The organism is Nonomuraea sp. NPDC059023, assembly GCF_042740095.1.
GTDB lineage: Bacteria > Actinomycetota > Actinomycetes > Streptosporangiales > Streptosporangiaceae > Nonomuraea.
In genome coordinates this window covers 141,513-155,416 of the sequence record NZ_JBHYIO010000009.1, presented here as the reverse complement: position 1 = coordinate 155,416, position 13,904 = coordinate 141,513, and the positions used below count along the sequence as shown (strand labels likewise).

Sequence of the window (13,904 nt, the reverse complement as noted above, 5' to 3'; positions counted from 1 at the left end):
AGGGGAATGACCATCAAGGATGAACTCCAGCAGGTAGATGATGATCTGGCCAGGTTGCGCCAGTCGACGCTGGAACTGCGGGAGCAGATCGGGGACATGGGGGCGACCGACCAGGTCGAGCGCTCCCAGCTGCTGGAGATGGCCGACGGCCAGGACCGGCTGATCGTGGAACTCCAGGGACGACGCGACGATCTCGCCCGTCGCCTGCGGCAGGAGACCGGCTAGAACGCCCCCCGGCGACGTCCGGTGATCAGCCCCTCCTCGGGCCGGAACAGGGCAGCCGGGGCCGGGACGGTTCGCGGCCGCGACGGCAGGGGGCGGCGCAGGCCACCGGAAGGCATCTGGTGCGCAGGCGAGACGGCAGACCGGAGGCCCTGGCGGCAGGGCCAGGTCAGGGGAGCAGAGGGCCAGGTCAAAGGGAGTGGGGCCAGGTCAGGGCAGGGGAGGGTGCGACTGGGTGGGGCTGGGGGTTGGCCCGCTTGTGGCGAGGCTGAGGCGGGCCGACTTCAGGGGCTCGGGGTCACGGGTGGACGGTGGCCTCGGCGTGGGGCTTGCGGAGGGCGGCGCCGACCTCGTGCAGGTGGCTGAGGGCCTGGCCGTAGGACTCGATGAGGCCGGTCGTCAGGTAGTCGACGCCGATCTCGGCGCAGTAGCGCTCGACGATGGGCTGGGCGCGCCGCAGGTTGACCGCCGGCATGTTCGGGAAGAGGTGGTGCTCGATCTGGTAGTTGAGCTGGCCGGTCGCGATGTCGGTGAACCAGCCGCCGTGGACGTTGCGGGAGGTCAGTACCTGCTTGCGCAGGAAGTCGAGCTTGTCGTCGCTGGTCAGGATCGGCATGCCCTTGTGGTTGGGGGCGAAGGTGCAGCCCAGGTAGATGCCGAAGACGCCCTGGTGGATCACGAGGAAGAGCAGGGCCTTGCCGACCGGCAGGATGGTGAAGATCAGGCCGAGGTACCAGGCGCAGTGGGCCAGCAGCAGTGTCAGCTCCAGGGCGCGGTTGCGCATGCCGGGCTTGGTCAGCGCCTTGAAGCTGGCGATGTGGAGGTGCCAGGCCTCCAGCGTGAGCAGCGGAAAGAACCAGAAGGCCTGATACTTCGCGATAAAACGGGGCAAGCCGCGGCTGCGTTCCACCTGCTCCGTCGACCAGACGATCACCGCGGGCGAGACGTCGGGATCGTGGTCCTCGTGGTTGGGGTTGGCGTGGTGCCGGTTGTGCTTGTCGGTCCACCACGCCCAGCCGAGGCCGACGCCGAGGTTGCCGATCAGCCGTCCGGCGATCTCGCTGGGCCTCCTGGTCCTGAACACCTGCCGGTGCCCCAGGTCATGGGCCAGGAACCCGATCTGGGTGAAGACCAGCGCGAGCAGGACGGCTACTCCCATCTGCCACCATGAGTCGCCGACCCACACGAACAGGGCCCACCCACCGAAAAAGGCGAGGCCCACCAGGCTGCCCCGTACGGCGTAGTACACGAGCCGACGGTCGAGCAGACCGGCTTCCGTGATCTTGCGAGCCAAGCGCGCGAAGTCGCTTCCTCTGATCTCTGTAGTCACGCCCCAACAGTGGCCTATTCGCGGCACATAGGGAAGATCATCGCCGGTCGGACCGTCTTTCCGCAGCTAGAGAACTGATCCACGCGCGTTGGCGCCCGTACGTTTCCCGGGCGTGTCAGGTGGAATCCACCGGTTGAATCATGAACGGGGCGGGGTCAGAGGTCGGCGGCGCGGGCCAGGAGGGCGAGGCGTTCCGACTCGCTGTGCGTGCTCTCCGCGGCCTGCCGGAACAGTACGGCCGCGCGCTCCCGGTCACCCGCGCGGGCCGTCAGGTCGGCCTCGGCCGCCACCAGCAGCGGGTAGTCGCCCAGCGCCCCACCCGACCGCAGTTCGGCCAGCAGGGCCAGGCCCGCCTCCGGCCCGAAGGCGTACCCGTGCGCCACCGCCCGGTTCAGCTCGATGACCGGGCTCGGCTGCAGCCGTACCAGATCGTCGTAGCAGCCGGCGATCATCGGCCAGTCGGTCGCTTCGAGGGTCGGGGCCGTGGCGTGGCAGGCGGCGATCCTGGCCTGCAACGTGTAGGGGCCAGGGTGGCCGAGCCTGGACAGGATGTCGGTGGCCTCGTGGATCGCGAGGTGGTCCCAGCGGGTGCGGTCCTGCCGGTCGAGGGGGACGAGGCGGCCTTCCTGGTCCCGGCGGACCTCGCGCCGCGAGTGCTGCAGGAGGAACAGCGCGAGCAGCCCCGCCGCCTCCGGCTGTTCTGGCATCAGGCCGGTCAGCAGCCGGGCCAGCCGGATCGCCTCCTCGGCGAAGGCCGGCTCCCCGTCGGCGTTGTACCCCTGCGTGAACAGCAGGTACAGCACCGCGAGCACCCCCGGCAGCCGCTCGCCCAGCGCCGCCCCTTCAGGCACCCGATAGGGGATGCCCGCCTCTGAGATCTTGGTCTTCGCCCTGGTCAGCCGCCTGGTCATCGTCGACTCGCTGACCAGGAAGGCGCGCGCGATGTCACCCGTCGGCACCGCGCAGATCGTCCGCAGCGTCAGCGCCACCCGTGCCTCCAGCGCCAGCGCCGGATGACAGCAGGTGAAGATCAGCCGCAACCGGTCGTCCACGACCTCCTCCTGAGGCTCTTCCTCGGTGGCGGCGGTCAGGGCGAGCACCGCCAGTTCCCTCAGCTTGCGGCGTTCGACGGTGGCCCGCCGCAGCACGTCGAGCGCGCGGTTGCGGGCCACCGTCATCAGCCAGCCGCCGGGATTGTCCGGTACGCCCTCACTGGGCCAGCGCCCCAACGCCACGGCCAGCGCCTCCTGCGCACTGTCCTCGGCCAGGGTCCAGTCGCCGGTGATCCGGATGAGCGCCGCGACGATCCGCGGGTACGCCTCGACGGCGGCCTCGGAAGCGGCGCGGGCGGCGGCGTCCATCAGAGGTCGATCAGCGGCCGGAGCTCAAGGCGGCCGTTGCGTGCCATCGGGTGGGCGCGGGCGACCTCGATCGCCTCGTCCAGATCGGCGCACTCCAGCAGGTCGAACCCGACGATGACCTCCTTGGTCTCCGCGAACGGCCCGTCGGAGACGATCAGCTGCCCGTCGCGCACCCGCACGGTGGTCGCGCTGGCCGGAGGCGCGAAAGCGGAGCCGTCCAGGCGCCGTCCGGCCGCGTCGTTCTCCGCCACCCACACCTCGATGTCGGGCTCGGGGGTGGTGTCGGTGTCGGGCTCGGTGTCGCTGCAGACGAACATCATGTACTTCATCTTTGGCCTCCTTGGTGTGACTTCACCATGGTGACGAGCGGCGGTAGCCGTACCGGACAGCGGGCTTGAAGATTTTTCTCACGCCGTCATCTGGAGCCTGCGGTAGTGGCGGGTGTCCCAGATGGCGACCACGATCAGGATCACCAGGGACCCGGTGCTCAGGAGCAGCGGCGGCACGACGGGCACCAGGATCGCCAGCACGGCGAAGACGCACAGCGCGCCGATCGCGGCCAGGCGGGGCACCGAGGGCGTCCCGAAGACGATGTACTTGAACCAGGTGTGACCGGCGAGGTAGAGGGCGGGCCCGCCCAGCGCCATCAGCACGGTCGCCACCTCGGCCCGGCCGCCGGGATGGGCGATGACCAGTTCGTCGCCGACGGCCGAGACGATGATCCCGAGCACCATCGGGATGTGCGCGTAGGTGTACGCGGACCGGCCCAGCCTGCCCGGATCGTCGGAGGACTCGATGCGTTCCGCGGCCAGGTCGGCGGTCAGGTCGAAGTACACCCACCACATGGCGACGCTGCCCAGCAGGCAGATCGTGAACGCCGCCAGCGTCAGCGCGTCCGGTTTGGCCCCGGCCAGCGTGGCGCCGGTGACCAGGATCGACTCGCCGAGGGCGATGATGATGAACAGCTGGCACCGCTCGGCCATGTGCGCGCCGTTGATCTGCCAGTCGTGGGTGGACGTGCGGCCGATGACCGGCGTGGGGAAGCCGATCATCGGCGCGCCGTAGTCGAGCAGCAGCGCGATGATCCACAGCACCACCTGGAGGGAACCGCCCAGCCAGGCGCCGGTGATCCAGAACGCCGCGGAGATCAGGAACCAGAAGCCGACCCCGATGAAGACCTTCTGCAGGTCGGCGCCCGCGGTGGCCCAGATGACCACGGCAGTCCTGCCGACCTGGATCGCCACGTAGGCCAGCGCGAACCACATCGCCCGGTCCCCGAACGCCTCGGGCACCGACGCGGCCATGATCAGGCTGGCCAGCATGAGGCCGCCGAGCATGATGCGGATGACCGGATGGTTGGGGTCGCAGTAGTTGGTGGTCCACGTCGTGTACATCCACGCCCACCACACGGCCAGCGTCAGGAACAGCGCCTGCGCGGCGCCGCCGACGGTCAGGTGGGCCAGCAGCAGATGCGACAGCTGGGTGACGGCGAAGACGAAGACGAGGTCGAAGAAGAGCTCGAAGGGGGCGACCCTGGGGCCCTCCGCGCCGTGGTTTCTGATGGCTCTCATCACGGGCCTTCCACAGCGGTGAACAGCGGCAACATGCGGACACCATAGTGACAGCGGCTGACAGGGCCATGACAGAGGGCCGCGGGAGCGTGTCCGGCATGAGAAACGTACTGATCGGCCCCGGACACCAGCAGCGGCCCGAGCATCGCGATCCGCACCCGCCCACTTCAGCGATCAGGCGACCTTCTGCCCCATGCGGTAGACGGCCAGCGGGCGGCAGAGCGTGGTGACGTCGGCCAGCGGGTCGCCCGCCACGACCAGCAGATCGGCGTCGAATCCGGGCGCGATCCGACCCTTCCTGGGGCCGACGCGGCAGACGCCGGCCGCCACCGAGGTGACGGCGCGCAGCACGTCCAGAGGCGCGTACCCGGCGTCGACGAGCATCTGCACGCCGTGCGGCAGCAGCCCGTGCGGCTTGATCGGGGCGATGCCCGCGTCGCTGCCGATCACGAACGCCACCCCGGCCGCGTACAGGGTCCTGAGCACCTCGATCATCTTCGGCAGGCGGGCCATGATCTCGGGCGGCGGTGCCATGCCGGGCACCGGCACGATGCCCGCGGTCAGCGAGACCACGACCGGCGAGTCGGCCAGCGCGGCGATGATGCGCGGATCGGGCTCGACGCCGTCCTCGGTCCAGAAGCCGCAGTGCTCGATCGTGTCGAACCCGGCCCGCAGCGCCTCGGCGATGCCCTCCGGGCTGTGGGCGTGGGCGGCGACGGGCAGGCCGGCGGCGTGCGCCTCGTCCACGGCGGCTTTCAGCTCGGCCGGGCCGTACTGCATGAGGTGGGGTGCCGAGCCCTCGGTCATCTGGCCGCCGGTGACCATCACCTTGATCACGTGGGCGCCGCGCGCGGCCCGCTCGCGTACGGCGGCGCGGACCGCCGCCTCGCCGTCGGCCTGGCCGCCGAGCCACCAGCAGTGGCCGCCCGAGGTGGTGATGGGCGGGCCGGAGGCCAGGATCTCCGGGCCTTCCGTGGTGGTCAGGCCGAGGCCGAGCGCCAGGTAGTCGCGGTCGCCGAGGTCGCGCACGGTCGTGACGCCGGCGGCCAGGTGCTGATGGGCGGCCTGGCGCATGCGGGCGGCCAGGTCCGGCCGGTCGAGGTGCGCGACGGGGTCCTCGCTGGCGTCGAAGGCCAGGTGGACGTGGCAGTCGATCAACCCGGGCAGCAGCGTGGCCGTGCCGAGGTCCTGGTCGGCGGGCCCGGGGCCGGAGACCGCGGCGATCCGGCCGTCGTGGATGGTGACCACCCGGTCTTCGTACAGGTCCTGGCCGTCGAACAGGCGGCGTGCCCGCATGGTGAACATGCCTTCACCATGGCACCGCGCACGCCGCCTGACCTGAGTACCCCTTACTCAACCGTCGGCGGCGCCGGCTTCTCGTCGGTCCAGCCGGAGGCGAGCACGGTCTCGATCCGGTCGCCCTTGCCCGGCATGCCGATGACCTGGTGCGACTTCACCATGGAGGTCTCCGGGTCGATGATCACCCGGACCTGGGTGGGCTGGCCTTCCTGCAAGAGGAAGTCGATCGCGGTCCCCTGGCTATCGACGCCTTCCACGATCTTCACCTCGGGCATGTCGGCCAGCGCACGGTAGGCGGCGGCGCGGACGTCCGGCGAGACCGGGACCTCGTACAGCAGCGACACCAGCATGGACGCGGTGGTGCCGGACTCGACGCGGGTGCTGTTCGTGGGTGGCCGGCCGGCGTAGGCGAGGAAACGCTTGTTCACCCACGCGGTGAGCTGCTCCGGGTCGGTGGGAATCTTCTCCAGCTCGGCATAGGTCGCCTCGCCGCTCGCCACGTAGAACGTCCGCGGGCCCTTGCCCTTCACCAGCCTGGGCTCGCCCGGCTTCGGGAAGCCCCACGAGGTCGGGGAGCCGTTCTCCTTCCACGCCGCCTCATTCGTCGGCCGGACGGGCAGCATGACGGAGCCGTGCCAGCTCTGTCCCTTCTTGTCGGTCCAGGTCTCGGAGATGTTCGTGACCTCCAGGCGGTAGCGGCTGCCCGGCTTGCCGTACTCCTTGGCCCAGCGCATCGTGAACTTCTGCTTGACGTGCCAGAACCGGCCGTCGGGCGCCTTCTCCGCCTGCGCGGCGGCGGCGAGCAGCACCGGCTGTCCCAGTACCGTCGGCGCCTGGCCGGGTTCGGCGGGCAGCATGCCCGGTGCCACGACGACCGCGCCGGTGGCGACCGCGAGCGTCGCCAGCCCGAGCTTCCAGGGCACCTTGCGCCGGGCCCCCGCCCGCAGGCGCGCGGCCACCCTGGCCTTGGCGAACGGGTCGGAGTGCGGCTCGCCGTACAGCTCGCGCACCCGCGTCAGGTCATCCATGGTCGCCCTCCATCGGGTTGGCGCCGCCCAGCACGGCGCGGAGCTTGGTGCGGGCACGGCTCAGCCGCGAGCCGACCGTGCCGTAGGAGACGCCGAGCGCGTCGGCGACCTCCTGGTGGGTGAGCCCGGCCAGCGCGACCAGCAGCAGCACGTCGCGCTCGCCCCTGCCGAGCGCGGCGATGGCCGCCGCGAGCGCGGGCCGCAGGCTCTGGGCGCTGACCGAGGCGGTCACGCGCTCCTCATGGCCCGGGGAGTCGGGTGCGGCGCCGTGACGGTTCATGGCGCGAAGGGCTCTGACTTCGGTACGGCGGTGCTTGCCGACCAGGTTGGTGGCGATGCCGTACAGCCAGGAGCGCAGGGCCGCCCGGCCCGGGTCGAAGCGGGCCCGCTTGCGGAAGGCGGTCAGGAAGGTCTCGGCGACCACGTCGTCGGCGTGGTCGGGGCCGAGCCGCTGGGCCACGTAGCGGTGTATCTCGGGGAAGTAGGTGTCGAAGACCGCGTCGAAGTCGTCGAGTGACGCCTCGGGAGGTTTTTCGACGTGAGTGGCTGCCATGCTGAGTATCACCCGATGTGCGGGAACGCTTTCCCTTCCGGGCTCAGGAGAATACGCGTGACTTCAGCGAGGGGAAGCGCTGGACCGTGCGCAGGAAGGTCTTGAATCCCGTCCTGGCCAGCCGGTTGTCACCCACGAACTGCTTGGCGGCCCTGAGGGAGTCGCGGACGGCGGCGAAGCCGTACCCGCGCATCTGCTCCTCGTAGGCGGCGATGGCGGCGATCTCGTCGCCGTCGGCGGTCAGCGCGTGGCAGAGCAGGCGGGCGTCGCGCAGCGCGGTGTTGGCGCCGATGCCGCGCATCGGGGTCATGCTGTGGATGGCGTCGCCGAGCAGGGTGATGTTGCTCGCCGGCCAGGCCTCGATCGGGATCGAGGTGCGGATCGGCAGCAGGGAGACGGTGTCGGGGTGGGAACGTTCGACCATGGTGCGCAGGTCGGGGTGCCAGCCGGAGATCATGTCGCTGACCGCGGACCGGAGCTCCGTGCCCGGCAGATCGGCGACGTCGGCGGGGAAGCGGCCTTCGGCGGCGCCGACGGCCCACAGGATGTAGCTCGCGGCGTTGTCCATGAGCACGCCGTCCTGCTCGGTGGCGCCGATGCCCTCGGTGGGGGCGGTGCCGTCGAGGTCGTGCGGGGCGCAGAACAGGCCGATGCCCCGGGGCGGGATGACGTTGTTCGGGCCGTCGGTGAGCCGGCGGGCGAGCAGGCCGCGGGTCTCGTCGGTCAGCGGGAACTTCCCGGCGACGGTGGTGATGCCGGTGTCGACGCGTTCGGCGTGCGGGAGGTACTGCTTGCGCACCCGTGAGTTGCCGCCGTCGGCCGCGACCACGATGTCGGCCACGGCGGTGTCGCCGTCGGCGAAGTGCAGGCGGACCCGGCCGTCCGGCAGCCGTTCGTAGCGCTCGTAGGACTTGCCGAAGCGCACCACGTCCTCCAGGCCCGCCAGCAGGACCTGCCGGAGGGTGATGCGGCTGACCGAGTGGTGGTCGTCGGCGGGGTCGGCGGCCTTGGGCGTCTCGATCAGCGCCAGCACGTCGAGTCGCTCGGTCAGGAAGCCGAAGTCCTGGCCGCTGGTGCCGGTGGTGTCGAGGAAGGCCCGCCACAGCTCGGGCGGCAGGCAGTCGCGCAGGGCGCGGGCGCCGTGCGGGTCGATGTGCACCCGGTAGCCCTGCAGGCGGGCGGCGGGTGTGTGGTCCCGTTCGTAGACGGTGACCCGGACTCCGGCCTTGTGCAGCCCTTGGGCCAGGCAGAGCCCGCCGATGCCGCCGCCGATGATCGCCACGTGCTTCTTCGTCGTCATGATCCTCACTATCATCCATATGGATGATTCTGTCAACCAAACGGATGGATGATAGTGTGCGGTGCATGAGACGTGCACCGGAGGAGAAGCAGCGCGACCCCGAGCGCACCAGGGCGCGCATCCTCGACGCGGCCGTGACGGAGTTCGCGGCCAAGGGGTTCGCCGGGGCCAGGGTGAGTGAGATCGCCGCGCGCGCCGGAGTCAACAAGCAGCTGATCTCGTACTACTTCGGGGGGAAGGAGGGGCTCTACAAGGAACTCGCCGGGCGGTGGCAGGCGGAGGAGAGCGCGTTCGCCGATCAGGCTGCTTCGCTGGCGACGCTCGTCGCCGGGTATGCCAGGGCCAACTCCGCCCATCGCGAGATGGGGAAGCTCATGGTCTGGGCGGGGCTCACCGAGGGGGTCCCGGCCGATCCCGCCTTCGTCGAGAACATACGGCGCGACGTGGCCGAGCTGGGCAGGCGGCAGGGCGAGGGGGAGTTTCCCGGGGACATGGATCCGGGGATGTTGCTGGTGGCCTGCTTCGCCATGGCGGCCGCGGGGGTGTCCTTTCCGCAGCTCGTCCAGGCGGCCACCGGGCTCGACCCGGCCTCCACGGAGTTCGGGGAGCGTTACGCCGAGCAGGTCGCACTGATCGTCGGACGACTCGGGTCCTGATCCTCCGCCTTCGGTGCGTCGGTCCCCGGGAGCCCCCTGTTCCCGGGGTGACCGGTGGGGGCTATCTGGTGACGAGGCGTTCGAAGAGGTCCAGGGCGGCCTGCCGTACCTCTGCGGGGGCGAGGCCGTCGAGGGTGTTCCTGGCGTGGTTCGTGTCGCGGGTCGTGGCCAGCGTGATGGCCACGGACGAGGCCGCCGCGCGGCTCACCGAACCGGCGGGCGCGTTGTCGGCGAGTTCCTGGGCACTGGCGGCGAGGTCGAGGTTGTCAGTCAACGGGGCTCCTCGGCATGGTGGCGGCAGAGGCTCATTGCATCATCTGGGGTGGTGTTCCATCCACCATTCGGTGAATTCCCGGCATCGGCCGTCCTGGCCGAATCTGATCACCCAGAGATTGCTGAACGTCCGGTCCGGATACACCGTCGTGCCCTGCACGATCGCCAGGTCTCCGGTCACCGTCAGCGGTTGCCAGGTGAAGGAGGTCTGGCCGGGCTCGTCCTGGTTGGCGAGCCAGCCGGCCACGATCGCGTCGCGGCCGTGCCATGGCTGTGCGTGGGGCTCGGTGTAGTAGGACGCGTCCTCGGTGTAGAGCGCGGCTATGCCGGCCGGGTCGTTGGTGTTCCACGCCCGGACATAGTCGGCGATCCACTGTTCGAGGTTCATGTCCCACCAGGGTAGACCGCCTCAGGCCGCGAGGATGTGGCGGCCCTGGACCGGCGTGGCGACGGTGCGGGCCAGGGGGATGAACGACACCAGCAGGCACAGGGCGCCGAGCGGCATGAGGTCCTTGTTCATCAGGGGCAGCATGAAGTCGAGCATGACCAGCACGGGGGTCCAGTACTTGACCTGCTTGACGACAGCCAGGTGGGTGACCAGCACGAACTGGGCGATGTAGAAGAGGAACGGCCCGCCCTGGTAGACCAGCAGGTCGACGCCGGGCACCTCCTGGACCCGGTCGAACAGCACGCCCATCCCGGCGTTGTCGGCGGCCATGAAGCCGACGACGACGTCGATGACGAACTGGGCCATGGCGCAGGCGATGCCGGCGATCCCGGCGACGACGGTGACGGTGGGCAGGACGCCGCCGCCCAGCCTGCGCCTCATGTCCAGAAAAATCGGGATAAAGAGGGAGAGGGCGGCGATGAAGGCCAGGTGGCCGGTCGTCCAGGCGATCCCGGGGCCCCGTGAGCCGTCGAGGCCGTCCAGGATGCGGATGACGCCGTAGGCGAGGACGAGGAGCGGGGTGGCGAGGTACGCGGTGCGCAGGTTCATGCCTCAATCCTGGGATTTCGCGCCCCGGAAATGATCGCCGGTGCGAGCGATCTCGCCCCTCCCTCGCACGGGGGATTCTCCTTAAGGTACGGTCCTTTGGCTATCCTGGTCGGATGCTCGGGCGGATAGACCTCGACGAGGACGGCGGCGCCCTCTACATGCAGATCGCCGACGCCGTGGTGGCCGCCGTCGCCCAGGGCCGGCTCAGCCCCGGCGACCGGCTGCCGGCCGAACGTGACCTGGCCAGGGAGATCGGCGTCAGCCGTGACACCCTGCGCCAGGCCCTGCGGGAACTGCAGCGGCACGGCCACGTGGTGCGTACCGTGGGAAGGGGTGGGGGCACGTTCGTGGCCGAGCCCAAGGTGCGGCGCAACCTGTCGCGCTACTCGGGTCTCGCCGACGAACTGCGCGAGCAGGACATGAAGCCCGCGGCCCGGGTGCTGTCTGCCCGGGGCCGCTCGGCCAGCCCGGCCATCGCCGCCGCCCTCGGCGTCGAGCCGGGCGAGCCGGTCCACGAGATCGTCCGCGTACGGCTGGCCGACGACCGCCCGGTCGCCCTGGAGCACACCTACTACGCGCCGGCCCTGTTCCCCGGCCTGCTCGACCACCCCCTCGACGGCTCCATATACGAGCTGCTCAGAGCGGTCTACGGGCACACCCCGGTCCGGGCGGTGGAGTACCTGGAGCCGATCCTGGCCGGCCCGGAGGAGACGGCGGCGCTGGACGTCGAGGAGGGCGCCCCGCTGATGTACATCGAGCGGATCGCCTACGACGACGCCGACCGGCCGGTGGAGTTCGGCAGGGATGTCTATCGCGGCGATAGAACACGCATGGTGGTGTGGGGATTGTCCGAAAGGTAGGCAACCATTAGCGTCTGACGCCGTGACCCACCACGAGATCGTGATCATCGGCGGCGGCGTGATCGGCTGCGGCATCGCCTACCATCTGGCCCTGCGCGGCAGGACCGACGTCATCGTGATCGAACGGCTCGGCCTGACCCACGGCACCACCTGGCACGCCGCCGGCCTCGTCGGCCAGTTGCGCGGCTCCGGCAACCTCACCCGGCTGATGCGCCACGGCGCCGAGCTCTACCGGGACTTCGGCGACGAGGCCGGATGGCACGGCGTCGGCAGCGTCAGGGTCGCCGCCACCGAAGACCGGTGGCAGGAACTCAAGCGCGCCGCCACCGCGAGCAAGGGCTTCGGCTTCGACGCGCACCTGATCTCCCCGCGCGAGGCCGCCGAGCTCTTCCCGCTGCTGGACCCGGCCGGGATCGCCGGCGCCATCTGGATCCCCTCCGACGGATACGTGGACCCGAGCCAGCTCACCCACGTCTACGCCCGGCGCGCCCGCGCGGCCGGGGTGAGGTTCGTCCAGAACTGCCGGGTCACCGCCCTCGAACGCAGCGGCCGCAGGATCGTCGCGGTCGTCACCGAGCAGGACCGGATCGAGGCCGACGTGGTGGTCAACGCCACCGGCATGTGGGGCGCCGAGACCGCGGCGATGGCCGGTTCCGCGGTGCCGGTGTGCGCCCTGGAGCACCAATACCTGGTCACCGCCAAGTCCGAACACGTCCCCGCCGGCCTGCCGACGTTCCGCGACCCCGACGGGCGCTACTACATCAAGCCCGAGGCCTCAGCGCTGGCCGTCGGCGGCTGGGAGGACGGCACCCGGCCGTTCCCCGTGCCCCGCGACTTCGGGCCGGAACTGCTGCCGGCCGACTTCGAGCGGTTCGAGCCGCTGGGGGAGGCGGCGATGGCGCGCGTGCCGTGCCTGCGTGAGCTCGGCGTCCAGTCGATGATCAACGGGCCGATCCCGTTCTCGCCGGACGCCGAGCCGATCATGGGGCTCACCGGCGAGCTCGACAACCTCTTCCACTGCTGCGGCTTCTCCTCCGGCATCGCCGCCTCGGGAGGGGCCGGGCTCGCGATGGCCAACTGGATCGTGGACGGCGACCCGGGGATGGACCTCTGGCCGTTCGACGTGCGGCGGTTCGGGCGGGCGCACACGGTGTACGGCGCGCTGCGCGAAAGAGCGGTCGAGGCGTACGCCCGCTACTACGCCGTCGGCTACCCGGGGCACCGGGCGCGGGCGGCGCGCGGGCAACGGCGTAGCCCGCTCTACGACCGGCTGCTCGAACGCGGGGCCGACTATGGGGCCACGGCCGGGTACGAGCGGCCCGGCTACTTCGGTCCGCCGGAGACGCCGGGATTCGGGCGGACGGAGGCGTGGCCGTACGTGGCGGCCGAGCACCGGGCGGTCCGCGAGGGTGTCGGCATCGTGGACATGAGCTCACTCTCGAAGTACGAAATTTCCGGACCTGGGGCGCTGCCGCTCCTCCAGAAGCTGGCCGGAGCCGACATGGACGTCCCGGCCGGGAAGGTCGTCCACACCCAGCTGCTCAACGTCCGCGGGGGCATCGAGGCCGACGTCACCGTCACGCGGCTCGCCGATGATCGCTTCTACCTGGTGACCGGGAGCGCGTTCGGGGAGCACGACACCGGCTTTCTGCGGCGGCATGCCGTACCGGATGTGACGATCACGGACGTCGGTTCGGCCTACGCGGTCGTCAATGTGTGCGGGCCACGCTCGCGGGACCTGCTCGGCGCGCTCAGTCCCGCCGACCTCGGCAACGCGGCCTTCCCCTACCTGAGCGCGCGGCACATCGACGTCGCGCACGCGCCCGTGCTCGCGCTGCGCACCACCTGCGTCGGCGAGCTCGGATGGGAGCTGCACGTGCCCGCCGAGTACGCCCTCGACCTCTACGAACGCCTCGTCGGGGCCGGGTTCGGCGCGGTCGACGTGGGCTCCAGGGCGCTTCGGTCGCTGCGGCTGGAGAAGCACTACCTGGCCTGGGCGGCCGACATCGGCGCGGACGACAACCCCTACGAGGCGGGCCTCGCCGTCCACACCAGGCCCGACAAGCCGGAACTGCTGGCCGGACCCGCCCTGCGCACGATCCGTGACCGGGGGCCCGCGCGGCGGCTGTCGTGGTTCACCGCCAGTGGTGACGTCGTCATGCACGGTGGCGAACTGCTCATTCTTCCTGACGGCAGGTTGACTCCTGTGAAAAGTGCCGGTTTTGGACACACGGTGGGGGAGAACATCTTCTGTGCCTACGTTCCGGCGCAGGTGGCCGTATCTTCCGAGTTCGTGGTGGAAATTATGGGAAATCGGCACCCTGTCCGGCATCACACCGCGCCTCTTTACGACCCTCAAGGTGTAACAATCCGTGCCTAGGCGGGTCGATCATCACCTGTTACGTTCCGAGGGCGACGCGCACCATCGGGGAAATTCTCAGACAAAACCTAGGA

15 protein-coding genes are annotated in these 13,904 nt (G+C 70.4%); 4 read left to right on the top strand and 11 right to left on the bottom strand.

The window, feature by feature from the left end:
- Nucleotides 1–6 precede the first annotated feature (6 nt).
- A complete protein-coding gene (locus ACFWYW_RS17755; protein ID WP_379618418.1) occupies nt 7–225 on the top strand; it encodes a hypothetical protein in 219 nt (72 codons plus the stop codon).
- A 295-nt stretch (nt 226–520) separates the two neighbouring features.
- Here the strand turns inward: ACFWYW_RS17755 and ACFWYW_RS17750 are convergent, their stop codons facing one another.
- From ACFWYW_RS17750 to ACFWYW_RS17715, 8 genes are all read right to left on the bottom strand, one after another.
- Nucleotides 521–1,552 (bottom strand): fatty acid desaturase family protein, encoded by a 1,032-nt coding sequence (locus ACFWYW_RS17750; protein ID WP_379618420.1) that lies wholly within the window; start codon nt 1,550–1,552, stop codon nt 521–523.
- 155 nt (nt 1,553–1,707) lie between these two features.
- Nucleotides 1,708–2,913 (bottom strand): RNA polymerase sigma factor, encoded by a 1,206-nt coding sequence (locus ACFWYW_RS17745; protein WP_379618422.1) that lies wholly within the window; start codon nt 2,911–2,913, stop codon nt 1,708–1,710.
- A complete protein-coding gene (locus tag ACFWYW_RS17740; RefSeq protein ID WP_379618424.1) occupies nt 2,913–3,242 on the bottom strand; it encodes a YciI family protein in 330 nt (109 codons plus the stop codon). Before ACFWYW_RS17740 ends, ACFWYW_RS17745 begins: the two co-directional genes overlap by 1 nt.
- A 78-nt stretch (nt 3,243–3,320) precedes the next feature.
- Nucleotides 3,321–4,484 (bottom strand): low temperature requirement protein A, encoded by a 1,164-nt coding sequence (locus tag ACFWYW_RS17735; RefSeq protein ID WP_379618426.1) that lies wholly within the window; start codon nt 4,482–4,484, stop codon nt 3,321–3,323.
- Nucleotides 4,485–4,658: 174 nt separating this feature from the next.
- The gene (locus tag ACFWYW_RS17730; protein ID WP_379618427.1) at nt 4,659–5,789 is read right to left on the bottom strand and encodes an amidohydrolase family protein; all 1,131 of its coding nucleotides are present in this window, start codon (nt 5,787–5,789) and stop codon (nt 4,659–4,661) included.
- A gap of 44 nt (nt 5,790–5,833) precedes the next feature.
- Nucleotides 5,834–6,811 carry a CU044_5270 family protein gene (locus ACFWYW_RS17725; protein WP_379618429.1) on the bottom strand — a complete coding sequence of 326 codons (978 nt, stop codon included), beginning with the start codon at nt 6,809–6,811 and terminating at the stop codon, nt 5,834–5,836.
- Nucleotides 6,804–7,364: an RNA polymerase sigma factor gene (locus ACFWYW_RS17720; RefSeq protein WP_379618431.1), complete on the bottom strand. Its 561-nt coding sequence runs from the start codon at nt 7,362–7,364 to the stop codon at nt 6,804–6,806. Before ACFWYW_RS17720 ends, ACFWYW_RS17725 begins: the two co-directional genes overlap by 8 nt.
- Nucleotides 7,365–7,407: 43 nt before the next feature.
- Nucleotides 7,408–8,664 carry an FAD-dependent oxidoreductase gene (locus ACFWYW_RS17715; RefSeq protein ID WP_379618433.1) on the bottom strand — a complete coding sequence of 419 codons (1,257 nt, stop codon included), beginning with the start codon at nt 8,662–8,664 and terminating at the stop codon, nt 7,408–7,410.
- 65 nt (nt 8,665–8,729) lie between these two features.
- On the opposite strand from ACFWYW_RS17715, the gene ACFWYW_RS17710 reads away from it, so the two are divergent.
- Entirely contained in the window at nt 8,730–9,320 is a 591-nt protein-coding gene (locus ACFWYW_RS17710) for a TetR/AcrR family transcriptional regulator (RefSeq protein WP_379618435.1), read from the top strand.
- Between the two features lie 61 nt (nt 9,321–9,381).
- Here the strand turns inward: ACFWYW_RS17710 and ACFWYW_RS17705 are convergent, their stop codons facing one another.
- The 3 genes from ACFWYW_RS17705 to ACFWYW_RS17695 are packed head-to-tail and all read right to left on the bottom strand — an operon-like array spanning nt 9,382 to nt 10,590.
- Complete coding sequence (locus tag ACFWYW_RS17705) at nt 9,382–9,594, bottom strand: hypothetical protein (RefSeq protein WP_379618437.1); 213 nt, start codon at nt 9,592–9,594, stop codon at nt 9,382–9,384.
- A gap of 39 nt (nt 9,595–9,633) precedes the next feature.
- On the bottom strand, nt 9,634–9,981 hold the full coding sequence (locus ACFWYW_RS17700; protein WP_379618439.1) for a YybH family protein: 348 nt from the start codon (nt 9,979–9,981) through the stop codon (nt 9,634–9,636).
- Between the two features lie 21 nt (nt 9,982–10,002).
- Nucleotides 10,003–10,590, bottom strand: a complete 588-nt coding sequence (locus ACFWYW_RS17695) for a hypothetical protein (RefSeq protein ID WP_379618441.1) — start codon at nt 10,588–10,590, stop codon at nt 10,003–10,005.
- Nucleotides 10,591–10,703: 113 nt separating this feature from the next.
- Between ACFWYW_RS17695 and ACFWYW_RS17690 the strand changes: the two genes are divergently transcribed.
- Both ACFWYW_RS17690 and ACFWYW_RS17685 read left to right on the top strand, forming a co-directional pair.
- A complete protein-coding gene (locus tag ACFWYW_RS17690) occupies nt 10,704–11,450 on the top strand; it encodes a GntR family transcriptional regulator (protein ID WP_379618443.1) in 747 nt (248 codons plus the stop codon).
- Nucleotides 11,451–11,472: 22 nt separating this feature from the next.
- Complete coding sequence (locus ACFWYW_RS17685; protein WP_379618445.1) at nt 11,473–13,830, top strand: FAD-dependent oxidoreductase; 2,358 nt, start codon at nt 11,473–11,475, stop codon at nt 13,828–13,830.
- The last annotated feature ends 74 nt before the right edge of the window (nt 13,831–13,904 follow it).

Bases quoted from the DNA above. Each gene is read 5' to 3' on its own strand.
- ACFWYW_RS17700 (WP_379618439.1), bottom strand. From the start codon at position 9,981: ATGAACCTCGAACAGTGGATCGCCGACTATGTCCGGGCGTGGAACACC.
- ACFWYW_RS17730 (WP_379618427.1), bottom strand. From the start codon at position 5,789: ATGTTCACCATGCGGGCACGCCGCCTGTTCGACGGCCAGGACCTGTAC.
- ACFWYW_RS17725 (WP_379618429.1), bottom strand. From the start codon at position 6,811: ATGGATGACCTGACGCGGGTGCGCGAGCTGTACGGCGAGCCGCACTCC.
- ACFWYW_RS17735 (WP_379618426.1), bottom strand. From the start codon at position 4,484: ATGAGAGCCATCAGAAACCACGGCGCGGAGGGCCCCAGGGTCGCCCCC.
- ACFWYW_RS17690 (WP_379618443.1), top strand. From the start codon at position 10,704: ATGCTCGGGCGGATAGACCTCGACGAGGACGGCGGCGCCCTCTACATG.
- ACFWYW_RS17695 (WP_379618441.1), bottom strand. From the start codon at position 10,590: ATGAACCTGCGCACCGCGTACCTCGCCACCCCGCTCCTCGTCCTCGCC.
- ACFWYW_RS17745 (WP_379618422.1), bottom strand. From the start codon at position 2,913: ATGGACGCCGCCGCCCGCGCCGCTTCCGAGGCCGCCGTCGAGGCGTAC.
- ACFWYW_RS17720 (WP_379618431.1), bottom strand. From the start codon at position 7,364: ATGGCAGCCACTCACGTCGAAAAACCTCCCGAGGCGTCACTCGACGAC.
- ACFWYW_RS17710 (WP_379618435.1), top strand. From the start codon at position 8,730: ATGAGACGTGCACCGGAGGAGAAGCAGCGCGACCCCGAGCGCACCAGG.
- ACFWYW_RS17755 (WP_379618418.1), top strand. From the start codon at position 7: ATGACCATCAAGGATGAACTCCAGCAGGTAGATGATGATCTGGCCAGG.
- ACFWYW_RS17740 (WP_379618424.1), bottom strand. From the start codon at position 3,242: ATGAAGTACATGATGTTCGTCTGCAGCGACACCGAGCCCGACACCGAC.
- ACFWYW_RS17715 (WP_379618433.1), bottom strand. From the start codon at position 8,664: ATGACGACGAAGAAGCACGTGGCGATCATCGGCGGCGGCATCGGCGGG.